16 protein-coding genes, 5 pseudogenes and 1 other annotated feature are annotated in these 18,305 nt (G+C 62.5%); of the genes and pseudogenes, 11 read left to right on the top strand and 10 right to left on the bottom strand.

From position 1 onward, the window contains the following. The first annotated feature begins 7 nt into the window (after positions 1-7). The 4 genes and pseudogenes from araD (at position 8) to CO676_RS23040 (ending at position 5,355) form a co-directional block, all read left to right on the top strand. Complete coding sequence (gene araD, locus CO676_RS23055; RefSeq protein ID WP_097522775.1) at positions 8-1,732, top strand: L-arabinonate dehydratase; 1,725 nt, start codon at positions 8-10, stop codon at positions 1,730-1,732. Between the two features lie 33 nt (positions 1,733-1,765). Further along, positions 1,766-2,420 (top strand): annotated as a pseudogene (locus tag CO676_RS36840) (NAD(P)-dependent oxidoreductase). 117 nt (positions 2,421-2,537) lie between these two features. Beyond that, positions 2,538-3,590, top strand: a complete 1,053-nt coding sequence (locus CO676_RS23045) for a GH25 family lysozyme (RefSeq protein WP_097522774.1) — start codon at positions 2,538-2,540, stop codon at positions 3,588-3,590. 150 nt (positions 3,591-3,740) lie between these two features. After that, positions 3,741-3,796, top strand: a sequence feature (sul1 is cis-regulatory element that is thought to sense ions involved in sulfur or methionine metabolism; They are found in Alphaproteobacteria). 68 nt (positions 3,797-3,864) lie between these two features. After that, positions 3,865-5,355 (top strand): SulP family inorganic anion transporter, encoded by a 1,491-nt coding sequence (locus tag CO676_RS23040; RefSeq protein WP_097522773.1) that lies wholly within the window; start codon positions 3,865-3,867, stop codon positions 5,353-5,355. 63 nt (positions 5,356-5,418) lie between these two features. Here CO676_RS23040 and CO676_RS23035 read toward each other — a convergent pair whose 3' ends face one another. From CO676_RS23035 to CO676_RS23025, 3 genes are all read right to left on the bottom strand, one after another. Continuing rightward, positions 5,419-6,315 (bottom strand): SMP-30/gluconolactonase/LRE family protein, encoded by an 897-nt coding sequence (locus CO676_RS23035; RefSeq protein ID WP_097522851.1) that lies wholly within the window; start codon positions 6,313-6,315, stop codon positions 5,419-5,421. A gap of 144 nt (positions 6,316-6,459) precedes the next feature. Continuing rightward, positions 6,460-7,491, bottom strand: coding sequence for an L-idonate 5-dehydrogenase (locus tag CO676_RS23030; RefSeq protein ID WP_097522772.1), 1,032 nt, complete (start codon positions 7,489-7,491; stop codon positions 6,460-6,462). Positions 7,492-7,605: 114 nt separating this feature from the next. Beyond that, on the bottom strand, positions 7,606-8,553 hold the full coding sequence (locus tag CO676_RS23025; RefSeq protein WP_097522771.1) for a 2-hydroxyacid dehydrogenase: 948 nt from the start codon (positions 8,551-8,553) through the stop codon (positions 7,606-7,608). 86 nt (positions 8,554-8,639) lie between these two features. On the opposite strand from CO676_RS23025, the gene CO676_RS23020 reads away from it, so the two are divergent. From CO676_RS23020 to CO676_RS23000, 5 genes are all read left to right on the top strand, one after another. Then, the gene (locus tag CO676_RS23020) at positions 8,640-9,395 is read left to right on the top strand and encodes an SDR family oxidoreductase (protein ID WP_097522770.1); all 756 of its coding nucleotides are present in this window, start codon (positions 8,640-8,642) and stop codon (positions 9,393-9,395) included. Beyond that, positions 9,364-9,900: a gluconokinase gene (locus CO676_RS23015; protein ID WP_097522769.1), complete on the top strand. Its 537-nt coding sequence runs from the start codon at positions 9,364-9,366 to the stop codon at positions 9,898-9,900. Before CO676_RS23020 ends, CO676_RS23015 begins: the two co-directional genes overlap by 32 nt. Beyond that, positions 9,897-10,784 carry an NAD(P)-dependent oxidoreductase gene (locus CO676_RS23010; RefSeq protein WP_097522768.1) on the top strand — a complete coding sequence of 296 codons (888 nt, stop codon included), beginning with the start codon at positions 9,897-9,899 and terminating at the stop codon, positions 10,782-10,784. Before CO676_RS23015 ends, CO676_RS23010 begins: the two co-directional genes overlap by 4 nt. Next, positions 10,781-11,113 carry a hypothetical protein gene (locus CO676_RS23005; protein ID WP_097522767.1) on the top strand — a complete coding sequence of 111 codons (333 nt, stop codon included), beginning with the start codon at positions 10,781-10,783 and terminating at the stop codon, positions 11,111-11,113. Before CO676_RS23010 ends, CO676_RS23005 begins: the two co-directional genes overlap by 4 nt. A gap of 121 nt (positions 11,114-11,234) precedes the next feature. Further along, entirely contained in the window at positions 11,235-12,251 is a 1,017-nt protein-coding gene (locus tag CO676_RS23000) for a LacI family DNA-binding transcriptional regulator (protein WP_097522850.1), read from the top strand. Positions 12,252-12,959: 708 nt separating this feature from the next. Here CO676_RS23000 and CO676_RS36210 read toward each other — a convergent pair. Both CO676_RS36210 and CO676_RS22985 read right to left on the bottom strand, forming a co-directional pair. Beyond that, positions 12,960-13,099 (bottom strand): annotated as a pseudogene (locus CO676_RS36210) (ABC transporter ATP-binding protein); the annotation flags it as partial. Positions 13,100-13,113: 14 nt separating this feature from the next. Further along, positions 13,114-13,350 (bottom strand): hypothetical protein, encoded by a 237-nt coding sequence (locus tag CO676_RS22985; RefSeq protein ID WP_348628074.1) that lies wholly within the window; start codon positions 13,348-13,350, stop codon positions 13,114-13,116. A gap of 92 nt (positions 13,351-13,442) precedes the next feature. Here CO676_RS22985 and CO676_RS22980 point away from each other — a divergent pair. Then, positions 13,443-13,641 (top strand): annotated as a pseudogene (locus CO676_RS22980) (hypothetical protein). A 178-nt stretch (positions 13,642-13,819) separates the two neighbouring features. Here CO676_RS22980 and CO676_RS35420 read toward each other — a convergent pair. Further along, positions 13,820-14,397: pseudogene (locus CO676_RS35420) on the bottom strand (excisionase family DNA-binding protein). Positions 14,398-14,454: 57 nt separating this feature from the next. Here CO676_RS35420 and CO676_RS22970 point away from each other — a divergent pair. Continuing rightward, positions 14,455-15,039, top strand: coding sequence for an SOS response-associated peptidase (locus tag CO676_RS22970; RefSeq protein WP_097522765.1), 585 nt, complete (start codon positions 14,455-14,457; stop codon positions 15,037-15,039). 421 nt (positions 15,040-15,460) lie between these two features. Here CO676_RS22970 and CO676_RS22965 read toward each other — a convergent pair whose 3' ends face one another. From CO676_RS22965 to CO676_RS22950, 4 genes and pseudogenes are all read right to left on the bottom strand, one after another. Further along, positions 15,461-16,075 (bottom strand): hypothetical protein, encoded by a 615-nt coding sequence (locus CO676_RS22965; protein ID WP_097522764.1) that lies wholly within the window; start codon positions 16,073-16,075, stop codon positions 15,461-15,463. A 258-nt stretch (positions 16,076-16,333) separates the two neighbouring features. Beyond that, positions 16,334-16,789, bottom strand: coding sequence for a transposase (locus CO676_RS22960; RefSeq protein WP_097522849.1), 456 nt, complete (start codon positions 16,787-16,789; stop codon positions 16,334-16,336). Positions 16,790-17,306: 517 nt separating this feature from the next. After that, positions 17,307-17,912, bottom strand: coding sequence for a hypothetical protein (locus CO676_RS22955; protein WP_097522763.1), 606 nt, complete (start codon positions 17,910-17,912; stop codon positions 17,307-17,309). Positions 17,913-18,048: 136 nt separating this feature from the next. After that, positions 18,049-18,305 (bottom strand): annotated as a pseudogene (locus tag CO676_RS22950) (3'-5' exonuclease); the annotation flags it as partial.

The raw sequence follows: 18,305 nt of genomic DNA, 5'->3' as shown, positions 1-18,305 counted from the left end.
GTCGCGGATGACCAGACGCAAGAGTCCAGAAGATCTTAGGAGTTTCCGCTGGTTCGGCGCCAAGGACCTGCGCTCCTTCGGCCATCGCTCCCGCCTCTATCAGATGGGCTACGACCAGCAGGAAATCGCCGCCAAGCCTGTGATCGCGATTATCAACACCTGGAGCGACATCAATCCGTGCCACGCGCATCTGCGCGCCCGCGCCGACGAGGTGAAACGCGGCGTCTGGCAGGCGGGCGGCTTCCCGGTCGAGCTGCCGGCCATGTCGCTCGCTGAGACCTATGTAAAGCCGACGACGATGCTCTACCGCAACTTCCTCGCCATGGAGGTGGAGGAACTCATCCGCTCGCATCCGGTCGACGGCGTCGTGCTGCTCGCCGGCTGCGACAAGACCACGCCGGCGACGATCATGGGCGCCATCCAGGTCGACCTGCCGACGATCTTCGTGCCGGCCGGGCCGATGCTGCGCGGCAATTATCGCGGCCAGCCGCTCGGCTCGGGCTCGGACGTCTGGAAATACTGGGCCGAGAAAGAAGCCGGCCAGATCACCGAACTCCAATGGAACGAGATGGAGCGCGGCATCGCCCGCTCCTACGGCACCTGCATGACGATGGGAACCGCCTCGACGATGACGGCGCTCGCCGACACGCTTGGCCTGTGCCTTCCCGGAGCTTCAGCCATTCCCGCCTCGGACGCCGGCCATTCGCGCATGGCCGCACTTTCCGGCGCCCGCATCGTCGAAATGGTCTTCGAGGACCTGAAACCCTGCAACATCCTGACGGCCAAGGCTTTCGAGAACGCGCTGGCGGTGCACATGGCGATGGCCGGCTCGACCAATGCGATGATCCATCTGATCGCCATGGCACGGCGGTGCGGCGTTCCCCTGACCCTGGAGGATTTCGACCGTATGTCGGAGAAGGTGCCGGTGCTGTGCAACATTCGCCCGACCGGCGCCTTCCTGATGGAGGATTTTTTCTATGCGGGTGGCCTTCTTGCCCTTTGGAAACAGCTGGAGCCGCTGCTGCATCTTCAGGAACGCAACGTCATCGGCACGATCGGCGGGGCGATCGAGCACGCCGAGATTCACCTGCCTGACGTAATTCGCCCGCTCGACAACCCCGTGGCTGGCCGCGGCGGCACGGCGATCCTCAAGGGCAACCTGGCGCCCGACGGCTGCGTTATGAAGCCGGCCGCCGCCGATCCGACGCTCCTCAAGCACCGCGGCCCGGCACTCGTCTTCGACGATTACGATGCGATGATGCGGGCGGTGAACGACGAGGATCTCGACGTGACCGCCGAGACCGTGATGATCCTGCGCAATGCCGGTCCGGTCGGCGGACCGGGCATGCCCGAATGGGGCATGCTGCCGATCCCGAAGAAACTCCTGAAACAGGGCGTGCGCGATATGGTCAGGATTTCCGATGCGCGCATGAGCGGCACCAGCTATGGCGCCTGCATCCTGCACGTCGCGCCGGAGTCTTACGTGGGCGGCCCGCTGGCAGCCGTCCGCAACGGCGACATGATCGCCCTCGATGTCGCCAGCCGGACGATCACCCTGGAGGTCGACGCGGCGGAGATCGAACGCAGGCTCGCCGAATGGCGTCCGCCAGCGCGCGACTATTCACGCGGCTATCTGAAGATGCATGCCGAACATATCCAGCAGGCTCCTGAGGGCTGCGACTTCACCTTCCTGCAGTCGCCCCACAAGCTGCCCGAGCCAGAGATCCATTGAATTCCCGTGACCCATTGAATTGAGGTGAGACCGATGATCAAGCGACTTCTGGTAACGGGCGCCGGCGGCGGCCTCGGCCGCTATGCGCGTGAAGGCCTGAAAGGATCAGCGGAGATCCTCCGCCTCTCGGACATCGTCGACATCTCGCCGGCCGGCGATGGCGAGGAGGTGGTGCGATGCGACCTCGCCGACCGGCAGGCGGTCGACGAACTGGTGCGCGGTTGCGACACGATCCTGCATCTCGGCGCGATCTCGGTTGAAGCCAGTTTCGACGCGCTGCTTCAGGCGCCGGCCCGACAGCCTCTACGGGGTCAGCAAATGCTTCGGCGAGGATCTGGCGCGGCTCTATTTCGACAAGTTCGGCCTCGAGACGGCTTGCCTGAGGATCGGCAGTTGCTTCGACGCGCCCAAGGACCGGCGCATGCTCTCCACCTGGCTCAGCCGCCGCGACTTCCTCTCGCTGGTCGGCAAGCTCATCGAGGCGCCGGCGATCGGCCATCTGGTGCTTTACGGCGCCTCGGCGAACCGCGATGCCTGGTGGTCGAACGCGCACGCCGAATTCCTCGGCTGGAAACCGCAGGATACGAGCGAACCCTATCGCGAAGCGATCGAACGGCGCGAAAAGGAGCCCGCCGTGGGCGGCGACTACCAGGGCGGCCGCTTCGCGACGGCCGGGATTCTCGACTGAGGGGCGCGCCCGTTAAGTTCGGATTCAGTCTTTCTTGGTAATTTCCGGTTAGCACTTCCGATCAGTCGCGACGGCATCATGCCCCGCCGTCGACAATGTTCTGCGTACGGGTCCCCAATGCGTTTGTCGGCTGCGCCAGCAATCTTCCTCACCTGCCTTGTTCTCGCGGGCTGCGCCTCCAGTTCCAGTCCGGAAACAGTTCTCGCGCCGCGGCCATCGCGCGAAGTGACGGGTTCGGTTGCGCCGCCGGCCGCCCCGGTTGTTTCGGTTCCGGCGGCGGTCCCCTCCGGCGAGGTCGGAATGGCCGAAGCGCCAGGCGAACCGCCGCAGGAGCTCGCCTGGGCTGGCCAGGTTCCGCAGCCGCAGGCCTTCACGTCCATGGAGAGCGAAGCCGGCATGCCCGTTCCGATGGAACGGCCGGTCGCGATGGTCATTCCGGACAACCCCGCCATCGACGACGCCCCGCGGACGCGTCCCCGCGTCTACGGCCACCGCTTCCGGGACGCCAAACCAATCAATTTCGGCAAGCGATCACCCAGAAAGCTCGCTGTGCACGGCGTCGATGTTTCCCGCTGGCAGGGCAATATTGACTGGGAGAGGCTCCGGACGCAGGGGGCGAATTTCGCCTATATCAAGGCGACCGACGGCGGCGACCATCTCGACCCGATGTTCAAGAAGAACTGGCGGCGGGCGCAACAGGCCGGCCTGAAGCGCGGTGCCTACCACTTCTTCTACTGGTGCCGGACGGCCGGCGAACAGGCCGACTGGTTCATCCGCAACGTTCCGCGCGAGGCCGACGCCCTACCGCCGGTCATCGACGTTGAATACAACGGCGAATCGAGCTGCAAGCGACGCCTATCGCCGGCTCGAGTGCGGGAGAAGATGCAGGTCTTCATGGACAAGCTGGAACGGCATTACGGCCAGCGGCCGATCATCTATACGGCGCCGGACTTCTATCGCGACAATCTGAGGAACGCATTCCCCAACCATCCTTTCTGGCTGCGCGCGGTCGCCGCCCACCCGTCAAAGGTCTATCCGGGCCGCAAGTGGGTCTTCTGGCAATATTCCGGCTCCGGCCTGTCGCACGGCGTCGACGGCCGCATCGACCTCAACGTCTTCCACGGCAGCGAGTCCGAATGGCACAACTGGGTGGCGGGGCGATCGACCTGACACATGGCCGCGCAAGGGGGCAAGTGCCGGCGCTCTTCGGAGGGCGGCTTTCTCACGGCTTGCCGCTCGCGATGCAATGGAGATGTTATTCTTTGCAACACAATAGATCGTTGCCTAAAGCGGCCTGTTTTGTATAACGGGGCCACTCACCCCGGACCTGGTGAAACTCCGGGTGGCTCTTCTGGCCGCCGATCCGCCAGACAACGCAACAGCATCAAACCAAACAAGCCGGCTCTCCCACCGGCCTGGTGCACTACTCTTGCGAAGAAAAATCATGAAACTGACACTCGCCGGCTACAAACGCGAATGGTTCTCCAACATACGCGGCGATGTCCTCTCCGGCATCGTCGTGGCGCTTGCTTTGATACCCGAGGCGATCGGCTTCTCGGTCATCGCCGGCGTGGATCCGAAGGTCGGGCTGTTCGCCTCCTTCGCCATCGCCTGTGTCTCCGCATTTACGGGCGGCCGGCCCGGCATGATCTCGGCGGCGACCGCCGCCACCGCTGTGCTGATGGTCACCTTGGTCAAAGAGCACGGCCTCGAATACCTTTTCGCCGCAACCTTGCTGATGGGCATGATCCAGATCGCAGCCGGTTTCGTGAAACTTGGCCGGGTGATGCGCTTCGTCTCGCGATCGGTGATCACCGGTTTCGTCAATGCGCTCGCGATCCTGATCTTCATGGCACAGCTTCCGGAGCTCATCGGCGTGCCACACGTGACGTATCTGATGATCGCCGCCGGGCTCGCGATCATCTATCTCTTCCCCTATGTCACGAAGGCAATTCCTTCGCCGCTGGTGGCCATCGCCGTCCTGACCGCCATCGCCTATTGGAGCGGTATGGACATCCGCACCGTCGGCGATCTTGGCGAGCTGCCGTCGAACCTGCCAATCTTTGCCCTGCCGCAGGTGCCCCTCACCCTCGAGACGCTGCAGATCATCTTCCCCTATTCGGTGGCGCTCGCCGCGGTCGGGCTGCTCGAATCCCTGCTGACCGCTCAGATCGTCGACGACATGACCGACACGACGAGCAACAAGAGCCAGGAATGCATCGGCCAGGGAGCCAGCAATATCGCTTCCGGCCTGATCGGCGGCATGGGCGGCTGCGCGATGATCGGCCAATCGGTCATCAACGTCACTTCCGGCGGGCTCGGGCGGCTTTCGACTTTCGTCGCCGGTGCCTTCCTCCTGTTCCTGATTTTGGTGCTTGACGACCTGGTGCGGATCATCCCGATGGCGGCATTGGTTGCGGTGATGATCATGGTCTCGGTCGGAACTTTCTCCTGGCGTTCGATCTTGGACCTCAGCCGCAATCCGCTCCCCTCATCGATCGTCATGCTGGCGACAGTCATCACCACCGTCGGGACGTACGATCTGGCCAAGGGCGTCCTCGTCGGCGTGCTGCTTTCCGGCGTGTTTTTTGCCGGCAAGGTCGCGCGTCTCTTTCATGTCCGCTCGACGCTCGCCGAGGGCGGTAAGCTGCGCACCTACTATGTCGACGGCGAAATCTTTTTCGCGTCTACCGAGGCTTTCATCGCGGCCTTCGACTTCGGCGAGCCTTTGGCGAAGGTCGTCATTGACGTGGCTGAAGCGCATCTCTGGGACATCACCGCCGTCGGCGCGGTGGATAAGGTCGTCCTCAAATACCGCCGCCATGGCGTTGCCGTCGAGGTGATCGGTCTCAACGAGGCAAGCGCCCACATGCTCGACCGCTTCGCTGTGCATGATAAAAGTGGCGACGCGTCGCTGGCCACGCCGGCGCATTAGCTAACCGCGACCCCACATTTCTCACCGCGGCAGCGCGGGCCGCCGCGTAGATGCAGCTGCATCTCAAGGATACTGCACGCCCTTGCGGTTGAGCGTGATCGTATAGACGCTGGTCGTCGCGGTTATGAACAGCTGATGCTTTGCACGGCCCCCGAAGCAGATATTCGAGACGAGTTCCGGCACAAGAATTTTGCCCATCAGATGTCCGTCCGGGGCGATGCAATGGACGCCGTCGGCGGCCGAGGACCAGAGGTTCCCGTCGCTGTCGACGCGAATGCCGTCGGCGCAGCCGGGCATGATCGTGTGGAACACTTCGCCGTCGGAAAGCGAGCCATCGGCGCCGACGTCAAAGGCGCGGATATGCTGCGGGTCGGAGGAGAACATGCGCCCGGTATCGGCGACATAGAGCCGCCTTTCATCCGGGCTGAAGGCGAGACCGTTCGGGCAGGCAAAATCCGTCAGAACCGCTTGGATCGTACCGGACGGGCGGACCTGGTAGACATTGCAGGGCAACTCCTGCTCAGCGCGGAAACCCTCGTAGTCGGTCATGATGCCGTAATGCGGATCGGTGAACCAGATCGAGCCGTCGGTTGTCACCACCACGTCATTGGGCGAATTCAACCGCTTGCCCTGGTAGCTGTCGGCGATGACCGTTATCGATCCGTCGAGCTCCCTGCGCGTTACGCGTCGCGTGCCATGCTCACAGCTGATAAGCCGGCCTTCCCGGTCGCGCGTGTGGCCATTGGCATAGTTCGAAGGGCTTCGGAAGGTCGAGATGCCGACGCCCGGCAGCCAGCGGAGGATGCGGTTGTTGGGAATGTCGGAGAAGAGCAGGCAGCCTGCGTCGCCGAACCAGACCGGCCCCTCGACCCAGTCGAAGCCGGTGGCGATCTGCTTGAGGGGCGCATTGCCCATGACGAAGGACTTGAAGCGGGCATCCACCACCTCGAAGAACGACATTCCGATTTCCCTCCCCGTTCCAATATCGACGAGCTGCGGCATGGCGCCGCCCGTCTGCCGGCGCGAGACGAAGCTCGCCACCGCGTCGGCTTATTTTTCAGTGGCCGCAGATTGCCTCGCCGGCGCGACGACGGCAACCGTCCGTCAGGAAAAGGCGATCTGCGCCTTCATCGCCTGGCTGCGGTCGCTCGCCAGTTCGAAGGCGGTAACCGCTTCGGCCAGCGGCACCGTGTGGGTAATCAGCGGCTTGACGTCGATCAGTCCCTGCTGCATCAGCCCGACGCCGATGGCGAATTCCTCGTGAAAGCGGAAGGAGCCGCGCAGTTCGAGCTCCTTGGCGGTGATCGCCATCATCGGCAGGCTCATGTCGCCGCCGAGCCCCAGCTGGATGATGATGCCCCGCGGCCGAAGCGCGGCAATGCCGGCGGTCAGTGCTGGCGCCGCTCCGGAGCATTCGTAGAGAACGTCGAAGCTGCCCTTTTCGGCGCCATAGGGGGCGAGCGCATCCGGCTCGCTCTTCATGTTGATGACCCGATCCGCACCGGCCTTGTTCGCCAGCGCCAGGGTGAAGTCGGAAAGATCGGTGGCGACGATCTCGGCCGCACCGGCACGCCGCGCGGCCAGAATTGCAAGCACCCCGATCGGCCCGCAGCCGGTGACGAGAACCCGCTTGCCGAGCATTTCTCCGACCCGGCGCGTCGCATGCAGCGCCACCGCCAACGGTTCGGCAAGCGCCGCCTCGCCGGGTGTCAGGCCATCGGCCGGCACGCATTGAACGGCGTCGGCGACCAACACCTCGCGAAACGCGCCCTGGATATGCGGAAACGGCATGGCGCTGCCGTAAAAGCGCATGTTGAGGCATTGATTGTGCAGCCCTTCCTGGCAATAGCGGCAGGACCGGCATGGCCGCGACGGCGACACGGCGACGAGCTGGCCCGTTTTGAGCCCGTCAACGCCCGGACCGAGCGCTTCCACATAGGCCGAGACTTCGTGCCCGAGGATCATAGGTTCGCGCAGACGCACAGCGCCGAAGCCGCCGTGGTTATAATAGTGGAGGTCGCTGCCGCAAACGCCGCCGACGGCGAGGCGAAGCCGCACCTCGCCTGGGCCCGGCGCTTCGACTGCCCGCTCCTCGATGCGCAGGTCCTTTGCGCCATGAACGACGATAGCTTTCATGGGAGTCTCCTAGAGCAATTCCAGGGAAAACGTGTCACGGTTTTCCGTCCGGAGTTGCATAGTTTCAAGAAGTTAGATCCTTTTCACTGTTTCAGCGAAACGATGAAAGGGATTTTAGAGAACGGGCGTCAGCAGCGGCTTGCCGGCAAAATGCGCGGCGAGATTGTCGCGCACCAGCTGGCCCATCGCCTTGCGCGTCTCGATGGTGCCCGAGGCATGGTGCGGCTGGAGCAGCACATTGTCGAGCGCGAGGAAGCGCGGGTTGAGTGCCGGCTCGCCTTCGAAGACGTCGAGCGCCGCCGAGCCGAGGGTCTTGTTCTCCAGCGCTTCGAGCAGCGCCTCCTCGTCGATGTTGGAGGCGCGGGAAATGTTGACCAGCATGCCCTCGGCGCCGAGCGCCGCGATCACCTCGCGGCCGACGATATGGCGCGTCGCAGCCGAGGCCGCAAGCGTAACGAAGAGGAAGTCCGAGCGCGCCGCAAGCGCCACCGGATCGGCGATAAACTCCCATTCGGAGGCGTAGGACTTCGGCTCGACGTCGGAATAGGCGATGTCCATGTCGAAGCCCTTGAGGCGCTTGGCCACCTCATAGCCGATCCGGCCGAGCCCGAGCACGCCGGCGCGTCGGCCCCAGACACGCCGCTTCAACGGATATAGGCCCTTGGCGGCCCAGCTGCCGTCCTTCACCCAGCTTTCCGCGCCGATCATGCCGCGCGACAGGCACAGCATCATCGCCACACCGAGATCGGCGACGTCGTTGGTCAAGACGTCCGGCGTGTTGGTGACGCGCACGCCGCGTTCACGGCAGGCGGCAAGGTCGACCGCATCGAAGCCAACGCCATAGACGGATATGACTTCGAGTCCCGGGCAGGCCTCGATCATCGCGCGGGTTGCGCCGAGCTCGCCACGCGTGGCAATCCCCCGCACGCCGGGACCGACTTCGGCGAGGAACCGCGCCTTGTCCGCCGCATCGAAATAGCGATGCACCGCGAAAGCCTCGTTCAGCGGGCCCTCGTCCCACTCCGGATAGGGCCCGACCTGCAGAATATTCGGCTTGCTCAATTCAAAACTCCGTCCCTTGACATTGAATGTTATCGATAACATAAACAGATCAGCCCAGAATGTCGAGATGAAATGCGGGAGGAAAAATGGCCCTTGAACTGTTCGATCTCAGAGGCCGGCGGGCACTTGTCACCGGCTCATCGCAGGGCATCGGCTTTGCGCTGGCGCGCGGCCTCGCCGATGCCGGTGCAGAAATCGTTCTGAACGGGCGGGATGCGGGAAAGCTCGCCGAAGCCGCCGAGCGCATTGCCGGCGCGAGGAAGCTCGCCTTCGACGCCACCGACCATGAAGCGGTGCGCAGCGCCGTGGACGGCTTCGAGGCAGACGTCGGGCCGATCGACATCCTCGTCAACAATGCCGGCATGCAGCATCGCACGCCGCTCGAGGATTTTCCCGCCGACGCCTTCGATAGGCTGCTCAGGACCAATATTTCGACGGTCTTCAATGTCGGCCAGGCGGTGGCGCGGCACATGATCAAGCGCGGCGCCGGCAAGATTATCAACATCGCCAGCGTCCAGACAGCGCTTGCCCGACCGGGCATCGCTCCCTATACCGCCACCAAGGGTGCGGTCGGCAATCTCACCAAGGGCATGGCGACCGACTGGGCGAAATACGGACTGCAGTGTAACGCCATTGCGCCGGGCTATTTCGATACGCCGCTCAACGCCGCCCTGGTGGCCGATCCGACTTTCTCGGCATGGCTTGAAAAGCGCACGCCGGCCGGCCGCTGGGGCAAGGTGGAGGAGCTGGTCGGCGCCTGCATCTTCCTCGCCTCGAACGCTTCCTCTTTCGTGAACGGACATGTGCTCTATGTCGACGGCGGCATCACCGCATCTCTCTGAGGTTCCCCGGCGCATGGTGCTGATGGGCGTTGCCGGCTGCGGCAAGTCCTCGGTCGGCGCCGCCTTGGCCACGCGCCTCGGCGCCGTCTATCGCGACGGCGACGACCTGCATCCGGCGGACAACATCGCCAAGATGAGCCAGGGCATCCCCCTGTCGGACGAGGACCGGTGGCCATGGCTGACCCGCGTCGGCGAGGCGCTTGCCGCCGGCACCGGGCCAACGATCATCGGCTGCTCGGCGCTGAAGCGTGCCTACCGCCAACACATAGAAAGTAATACCGGCGCGCCCGTTACCTTCATCCATCTCGCCGGGACCGTCGAGGTCATCGAGAAGCGAATGAAGGAGCGGCAAGGCCATTTCATGCCGCCGGCGCTGCTCGCCAGCCAATTCGCGGCGCTCGAGCCGCCGGGACCGGACGAGAATGCCATCAGCGTGGACATCGACCAGCCTCTCGAAGCGGTCGTCGAAGCCATCTTTGCCCAACTGGGAGGACCGCGAGAATGACGAACAGGGTCGCATTGATCGGTGCAGGAGCCATGGGCGGCGCCATCGGGACGAGGCTCATCGAAACCGGCAATCAGCTGACGGTCTTCGACCTCGACCAGGCCAGGGTGCAGGAGCTGGTCGACATAGGGGCGAAGGCGGCAGCGAGCGCGGCGGAAGCCGCGGCGGTCTCCGACGCCGTCATCCTCAGCCTCAACGCGGCGAAGATCGTGCATATCGCCGTCTTCGGCGAGGCCGGCGTCGCGAAGGGCGCCAAGGCCGGAACCCTCATCATCGACATGTCGTCGATCGATCCGGACACTACCAAGGCGCTGGCGCTCGAAGCGGCGGAAAACGGCCTGCGCTGGGTCGACAGCCCGCTTTCGGGCGGCGCGCCCAAGGCGCTCGTCGGACAGTTGACGCTGATGGCCGGCGGCAGGGAGGAGGACGTGGCGGATGCCTATCAGGTGCTGAAGCACGTCGCCTCGAACTACACGCATATGGGACCGTCCGGCGCCGGGCAGACGACCAAGCTGATCAACCAGGTTCTCTGCGGCCTGAATTTCCTCGCCGTCGCCGAGGCGACGCAGCTGGCGCTCGACGCCGGCGTCGACGCGGCGAAGATCCCGCTGGCGCTGAAGGGCGGGCGGGCCGACAGCGCCATCCTGCAGGAATACATGCCGCGCTTCGTCGCCAAGGATTACCGGCGCACCGGCCGGATCGACAACATGGTGAAGGATCTGAACGGCGCGCAGGACCTTGCCCGCCGCACCAACACCGCCATGCCGCTGACAGCAACCTGCGCCGAGGTGCACCGGATGCTGACGGCGGCCGGCCTCGGCGGTGAGGACCAGGCGGCGCTGATGGAATATTTCAAGGGACCCAACAAGGAGATTGTCGAATGATCACCCGCTACGCGCTGTTCGAGGGAAAGGTGAAGGACGGCGAGACCGAGGCCTTTCGGGCTGCGGTCCTCGAAAACATCCTGCCGAAATGGAAAGCCTTTCCCGGTGCGCTCGACGTGCGCATCACCTTCGCCGACGCCCGCGATGAAGGAGCGCCGGAGATCCCAATGATCCTTGCGATTAACTACCCGGATCTCGACACCGTCGAGACGGCGCTGGCGAGCCCGGCGCGGGCGGCAGCGAAGGCCGCGACGGAAGAGGTGCTGGCACGCTTCTTCGAAGGACGCATCCACCACCACGTCACTCAGGCGAACGAATACCGCCTTTGACTACCTCCGAGCGGCACTCGTCAGAGTGCCGCTTCAGGGAGAGTTGCCTACCAACCAAGAGAGGCTTGCATTCCGCCGGCAATCCGGGTGTACTTGGATGGTAACGATAACATGGATGCAGATGCACAATATCCGCAAGCCCCCGACGATGGCCGATGTGGCACGGCGAACCGGCGTTTCGCCGATGACGGTTTCGCGCGCCTTCAAGCGTGACAGTTCAGTCAGCCAGGAGACCCGCGAGGCGGTGTTGCGCGCCGCCGAGGAGCTCGGCTATGTCTTCGACAGCACCGCTTCCAATCTCCGCTCGCAGCGCACCGACTTCATCGCGGTGACGATCCCGTCGATCAACAATGCCAACTTCGCCGATACAGTGCGGGCGCTTTCGGACCGCGTCTCGGAAAGAGGCCTGCAGATCCTCCTCGGCTACACCAATTATGACGTCCGGGAGGAGGAGCGGCTGATCGAGCAGCTCCTGCGGCGCAAACCTGAAGCGATCGTTGTGACGGGCGGCAAGCATACGCCGCGGGCGCGAAAGCTCCTCTCGAATGCCGGCATCCCGGTCATCGAGACCTGGGACTTGCCCGAGGAGCCGATCGGCCATGTCGTCGGATTCTCCAACGCCCAGGCGGTCAGGGAAATGGTCGATCACTTCGTCGCCGTCGGCTACCGGAAGATAGCCTTCATCGGCGGCGACGCGGACCGCGACACGCGCGGCGCCGACCGGCGCCAGGGTTTTATTGCCGCCTTGAAGGACCACGGGCTTGATGCGCCGCGCCTAATCGCGGCCGGTCCGCCGCCGATTTCGATGCGCGAGGGGGCGAACGCCATGGGGCAGTTGCTCGAGCGCTTTCCCGACACGGAGGCGGTGATCTGCGTTTCCGACCTTTCCGCCTTCGGGGCGCTCACCGAATGCCAGCGGCGAGGCATCGCCGTGCCCGACAGGATTGCCATCGGCGGCTTCGGCGACTACGAGATCGGCGCAATCTCCGTGCCCAGCCTGACGACGATCAACGCCTTCGCCAGCGAGATCGGCGCAAAAACGGCACAGCTGATCCTCGACGTGCTCGACGGCAAGCTCGACCGGCCGGGGCGGCTGACGATCCGACCCGATCTGATCCTGCGCCAGACCAGCCGTTAGACCAGCCTAACGGGAGGAAATTTCAAACGATCTGCCGAACCTAGCCGACGCAAATCTCAACCTATCCGAGGGCAGCCGGGACGATTAGCGAAGTACACGGTCATAAAGCGTCCCCGGCGCACGCCCTCGACAGCAATCTCGCGGCGCGTGACAGATTGAACCTCGGGGTCACGAACTCCGAGCCTGTAGGCACGACGAATCGCCTGGCGTTCGCTACAGCCGCGATAGGGTCGGTAGTCGTCGTCGTCATCATACCTTCGCTCGCGAAGCTCCGGTCCACCGGGTCCGATGTACAGGTCCAGGGACTGCGCTGACGGGATGGATGGCATGGCGGTCCACGTACCGGCCCCAATCAAGCCAATTGCGAGCAGCTTACCAAAGGACCTTTTCATGGTTTCTCCTCCACTATTTCAGTGAAAGCTAATCTGTATTCAACGAAATCGTGGCAAATGGGTTCCCCAAAATCGGGCAGCGGGTGGGACAGCAATGGAGGAGCTAATGCTGGGAAAATTACGCCACCCCTCTTCGTCGGTCGAAGGCGGAATAAACACGCCCGACGACGACTGGCGACGATAGCGGAAAGTCCCTGCCTCGCGTCGCCACCAGCGTTATAGATCGTAGCGCGAGACGCACTGCCGGACGGACTTCATCCTTCGCGAGTTGCCGTACACGCAGTGCGCTCCGCAAGCCGTCATTTGACGTCGGATTTACGACCTGACGGAGTTCCGGCGTCTGCGGATCGGCGAAGAGCGCGGCCGACGGCCCCAGATCTTTCCCTTGTGCATGAAGATCGTCTGGGTGGCGACGCGCCGGGCAAAGCCCATTTCATGGGTCACGCGTACTCACGTATCACAGGATTGCCTTAAGCCCGCCACGGGGTGTCGAGGATGACGCCCTTCAGCGGAAACTCGAGCCGCGGCGTTGTCGTGACAGAGCGAGGCTCGAGCTTTTTCAGGATACGGTACCGCCCCGTCGCGTGGAGCTGCCGCACCCTGTCATCCTCGCTCAGAGCTGCCGTGGGCTGGCGCTTCATCGTCGATGAAGCAGCCGCCTTCACAGGAGCCGTCTTACTAGAAGGAAACAAATCGAACTGCTGCATCACATCTCAGGCTCACTCACGGACGTCCCTTCGGACTTCATCGTCCGGCAGATTCGCTATAAGCCATCCGCTCGCGCAAATCAGGAGAAATCATGGAAACCGTAGAGATCAGCAGTCGTAGCGACTTCGCGCTCTGGGCGATACAGCGTGCACAGGAGATCGTGACAGCGGAAGGCGCCGCATTTGCGATGGCCGCGCGCGACATGAATGACGAAGCAGATCGCGGCAGCGCTCGGCAAAGCCATCAGCGACGCCATGCTGGAAGTCTTCGACGGCCTTACAATCGAGTGAAATTCGAAGCGGCCGACGTTTCTGGCTTTACGTGTCTGACCAGCCCGCATCGTTCCACCGCGGCGGTGGTTGCAACTCTCGAGTCTTGACCGGAATCCGACCCCAAGTTGGCTTGGCGTAAGGAGTTCTGGAACTGCAAAAGAGGTCCTCTGGGACTTCAGGGATCTGTCGGAGATATTCAGGTTTCACGTGAGGGGCGCTTGGTCCCGAGCTCATAGCCGCCGACATCCTCGCTCAGCGACGTCAACCGATCCAGTGCCGACGCCCGCTTGGCGTCGCGAGCCGTCTTGAATGCCGCCACATCCGTTGCTCGCAAGCGCCGGTGACTGCCAACCTTTTCCGCTGGGAGCTCTCCAGTGTCCACCAAGCGGACCAGATACTGCCTGGACACGTTAAGTACCGCCATCTTGCGGTTATGAAACGGCGCGAGATCGGCATTCGGCTCGATCGTCAGGATAGCATAGGCCTCCGGCCAGTCGTCCCGTAGCCGGCCGCCAGATCCCGAAGTAGAACCAGTCACCTTTAGCGAGCGAGAAGCTGAAGCTCCTGTAGCTAAACTCCGAGGCCGGCACCAGGCAGCGGTGGGTCGGAAATGTCCTTCCTTTCGACCGAACGACGTTCACGGCGCGCACCGCCGTCGCGGGGGCACAGCCCCCACGGCAGCTCCACCATCTCCACATCGCCGTCATGGCGCCTTATGATCACGCGGCGCTCATCGAACGGGGCGTCGGACTGGAAAACGGTCGCACTCGTCATAGATAGAACATATCAGGAACGCTATTGAGAGATAGCCAGACCTAAGACGGAGGACGCATGTGCAACGATTACCGGCTGATGGTGGATGTCGCCTCGATCGTCGAGGACTTCGCCGAGCACAAGATCAAGATCCGCTTCGGCGAAGGCGCGCCGAACCTCGAAGCGCGTGAGGACATCAAGATCACCGATACCGGCCCCATCGTCCGGACGATCGACGGGACCCGCGATGAGGCCGAGCTCGTGCAGCGGCGCTGGAGCTGGCCGGGCCCCAACAAGCGTCCGGTTTATAATCTCCGGTCGGAGGGGTTCAATTCCAACCGCTGCCTGATCATCGCCGACGGCTTTTATGAGTTCACCGACCCGAAGGATCCGAAAAAGAAGCCCAAGGACAAGTGGCTGTTCACCAAGAAGGACGAGCCGATCTTCTGCATCGCCGGTGTCTGGCGCGAAACGCCGGAGGTGGGACAGGCTTTCACAATGCTGACGATGGAGCCAGGGCCTGACATCGCTCCGTACCACGACCGACAGATCGTCATCCTGGAGCGCAATGCGTGGGCTGATTGGCTCGATCCAACCGTTTCTGCGAAGTCCCTGATCAAACCGCTTCCGGCCGGAACGTTGGCGGTCGAACACGTAGGCTGAGACTTAGCTTGCACAAGCGAGCCGCCGTGAGGAGAATGGAGCTCACAATTGCGCCAACAGCAATCGCACGAGAGTTTTCGATCAGCAGCTGCTGTCGATCGGCAGTGTTGAAGAAGTCAGGCTTGAAGCCGGTAGAGTAGCTCGCTCAGACGTCTTTGAGGATGAGGCGACCACCTCGCCCTAACTGGCAGCGCATTGCTACTCGGCGAAAGACCCCGCCTCTACCTTCCCTAAGACGGTCAGATCCTGAACGATATGCGGTATAATGATGACGAGGTCAAAAAGGTGACCGGCCATTTTGCTCAGTGCAAAGCCGCGAAAACCCGGCAGTTGACATCGAGGTAGCGCAGCCCGCCCGAGGTTATCCGCGGAACTCGCGCCTCAGCGGTTTCTTGGCCCCGACGCCAGTGGTGCCACCTCGCTATTCGGCATCAAATCGTTCGAGCATCTTCTTGAGCCAGAGGTTCTGTGCACGAAGCTGTTCAGCCAGCAACCTCTTGAGGCGTTTGTTGTCTGCGTCCAGGGCGGCAAGCTCGTCGAGGGAAATCGGATTGTCGATGGGCCCGGTCTGTGCCTTTCGACCCTCGTGCCCAAGCTTCGAGTTGTGGGCGATCGTCTGGGCGGCGGCGCGCTTGGCGCGCTTTCGCGGAGTGCCGGTAGATGTCGTTCGAGGCTGCGATGCCGGTTGGCTCTCCTGTACTTGGACAACCGCTTCGGCCGGATGATCGGCCTCATAGTGCTTCGAGATTTCGACCTCTGCGCCGTTGGCAAATGATGTCGCTCCTAGTGCAGCAACGTCGACATGGTCAGCGCGTTCGTTGACAGACTCTGAATTGATCGGAGCAGCCCGCCTAGTTTCACCCGCGTCAGGCGTTCCAGGTGCTTCATCTGAATTGAACAGGTGCGACGCCGCATCTTCCACTTCGCGGGCCAAAGTCTTGAGATCTGTGTCTCCCCAGATTGAGTTCGTCTGGGCTTTTGGCTGTCGTCGCCCTGACTTGAATTCGACAACGAATCTCCGTTGTGGCGTCTTCATCTATTTTCGATCCTAGGCAAACCTTGAGAAAGCCAACGCCGATTGGCGCCGCTGCATTCCTGCTGGCGCACCAATACAGCCCCTCCTCGCGCGCATCAACTGCTCGCCAACCTCGCAGCTGGCGGGCCCTTCACCGCGAGAGCGGGAAACAGCAGGGCTACGTTTGCCGCGACGATGCCAAATGGGGAGCAAATATAAGCTTCGGCGTAACACGGAGGACGCCGATGAAAGCGTCGTCCGGTGCATTCCCGGTCCTGGTTAGTCGAGACCGAGCCTCTTGCGCAGTTCGGCATTTTCCGCTCGCAGCTTCTCCGCCAGTCGCTTGCGGAGCCGCTGGTTTTCCTCTTCCAGCTGGACAAGATCTGCCAACTCATCGCCGGCCGGTAGGGGCTTGGTGCTCTTGGTGTCCTTATACTCGACAGGTTTCGCAGCACCTTTCCAATGATAGTAGGTCTGCTCCGATATGCCGGCGCTCTTGATGGCGTCCTTGAGGGTGTTGCCTTCGCCGACTTGCGTCGCGATCAGCTTGAGCTTTTCGCTCTTCTCTTGCTCGCTATACCCCCTGCGTTTAGCAGCCGGCGTCTTTGATTGAGCTGGTTCGGAAGCCGCCTTCTGAGGTCGTGGCGACCTTCGCTTCTTAGCCGTTGGTTCTTTCACTTCCGCGTCCGTCGTTACAGCCGCAGCAACTGGTCCCGCATTACTCTCGTCAGCCATCAGCAATTCCCTCCTTGTCATCGCCTGTTTTCGGCTGAGCGCTCCACAGAGTCAACACAACCATCAGAGTCCTGCTTTACGGATAGTTGATGCTTGGCTTGAGCCTGGAGCCTGGAGCCTTGAGCCTGGAGCCTGGAGCCTGACGATCGACCATGAAAGGCTCCCAGCTATCACCTGAAATAAAATGGCGCCCTGCTTGCAACTACCCCCATTTTACCAATCGTGGCGACCGTACAGGATGGCTCAGGTTCGGCGCGAGCGCGAACGGTATTGCAGTATGATACCGCGGGGCACCGCCTACTTAGTCTAGATTCCACGCCCGCCCCTCACGGCCAAAGCGACCGTCATGGTTCATAGCTATCCTGAGGCGCAGCGCGTCCAGCGGCGAATACCCACTGAGCCGATTGATGGCTGCCTGCTCGCCAGGTTCTCGCACTCATTCAATTGAGTGGCGGCGAGGCCTTCGCCGCTAGGCAAAGATAACGCCAGTGAGCGCTTGTAAGACGCGCTGCCAAGCTCACGAAATGTCGAAGCGCTCGAGCATCTTCTTTAGCTGAACGTTCTGCAGATGAAGCTTTCGAGCGAGTTGGGTCCTCAGCATTTTGATTTCTTCTTCAAGTGTTCCCACTTCCTGGAAGAACACGTCACGTGAAGACGAGGGCTGCAAGCTTTGATGATGCTTTGAGGCGATGGCGCTCTGGGCAGCCATGTGGGGCTTGGCTCTCTTCCTACGTTCTCGACGCTTGACCAGCGGTTTGCTCTGCGACTTTGTGCTTGCCGCTCTTTTCGGAACCAACGAATTCGCTTCGGCACCCGATGGGTCGGCTTCGTTCCGCGCAGTCGTTCGAGCCAATTCAGTATCGATCGGCGGCTTTAACGCCTGCACGACTTCGCCATCACCTTTCGCCTCATCCGACGCAACCGATGCTTGATCAGCCGAACCGTCCTCATTGTGAGCAGATGCGCCGGCGGCTACCGTCGAGCTGGGCGGAAGTGCGGACGTATGCTCCACTTCGCTCTCGAGAGCCTTGGAGCCGGCGTCATTCCCGACCGAACTCTCTTGCGCTTTCGCCGATGGTCGCCGCGACGTCAATCGAACAAGGAATTCCCACGGTGTTTTCATTGTGTTCCCCCTTGAGCAAGCCGACTGCGATCCTGTTGAAGCTATTGCTTCCTCTCAACTTTCGAGACGGCAACACCATCGCGGTAACGAGCCTGAGCATCTGCATGCCACGGCCTGCGTGGCAAGGCCATTCCCCTCAAGTCTTGTACCGATCAAACGCCGTCAGCCTTTTGACCGGCGGGTCGGCCTCTTCCCACCGGTAGATCTCTGACCTCAGGAAGGCGAGCTCCGCAGCGAGCCGCTCCTCGTCGATTTCGATCCACCAGGATTTCGGACGGCCGTCGCTGCCATCCGACCAGCGGTATCCCCGAGCCTTCAGATGATCTTTCATGTCGAAGGGGCTGTGCTCGGCGAAGATGCGCACGCGTGAGCGCTGACTTGTCTTGAGAAGTT

Origin of the sequence: Sinorhizobium sp. BJ1, assembly GCF_002531555.1 — a bacterium.
Lineage (GTDB): Bacteria > Pseudomonadota > Alphaproteobacteria > Rhizobiales > Rhizobiaceae > Sinorhizobium > Sinorhizobium fredii_B.
Note: the sequence above shows the minus strand (reverse complement) of the source record. Positions and strands in the feature narration are given on the sequence as shown.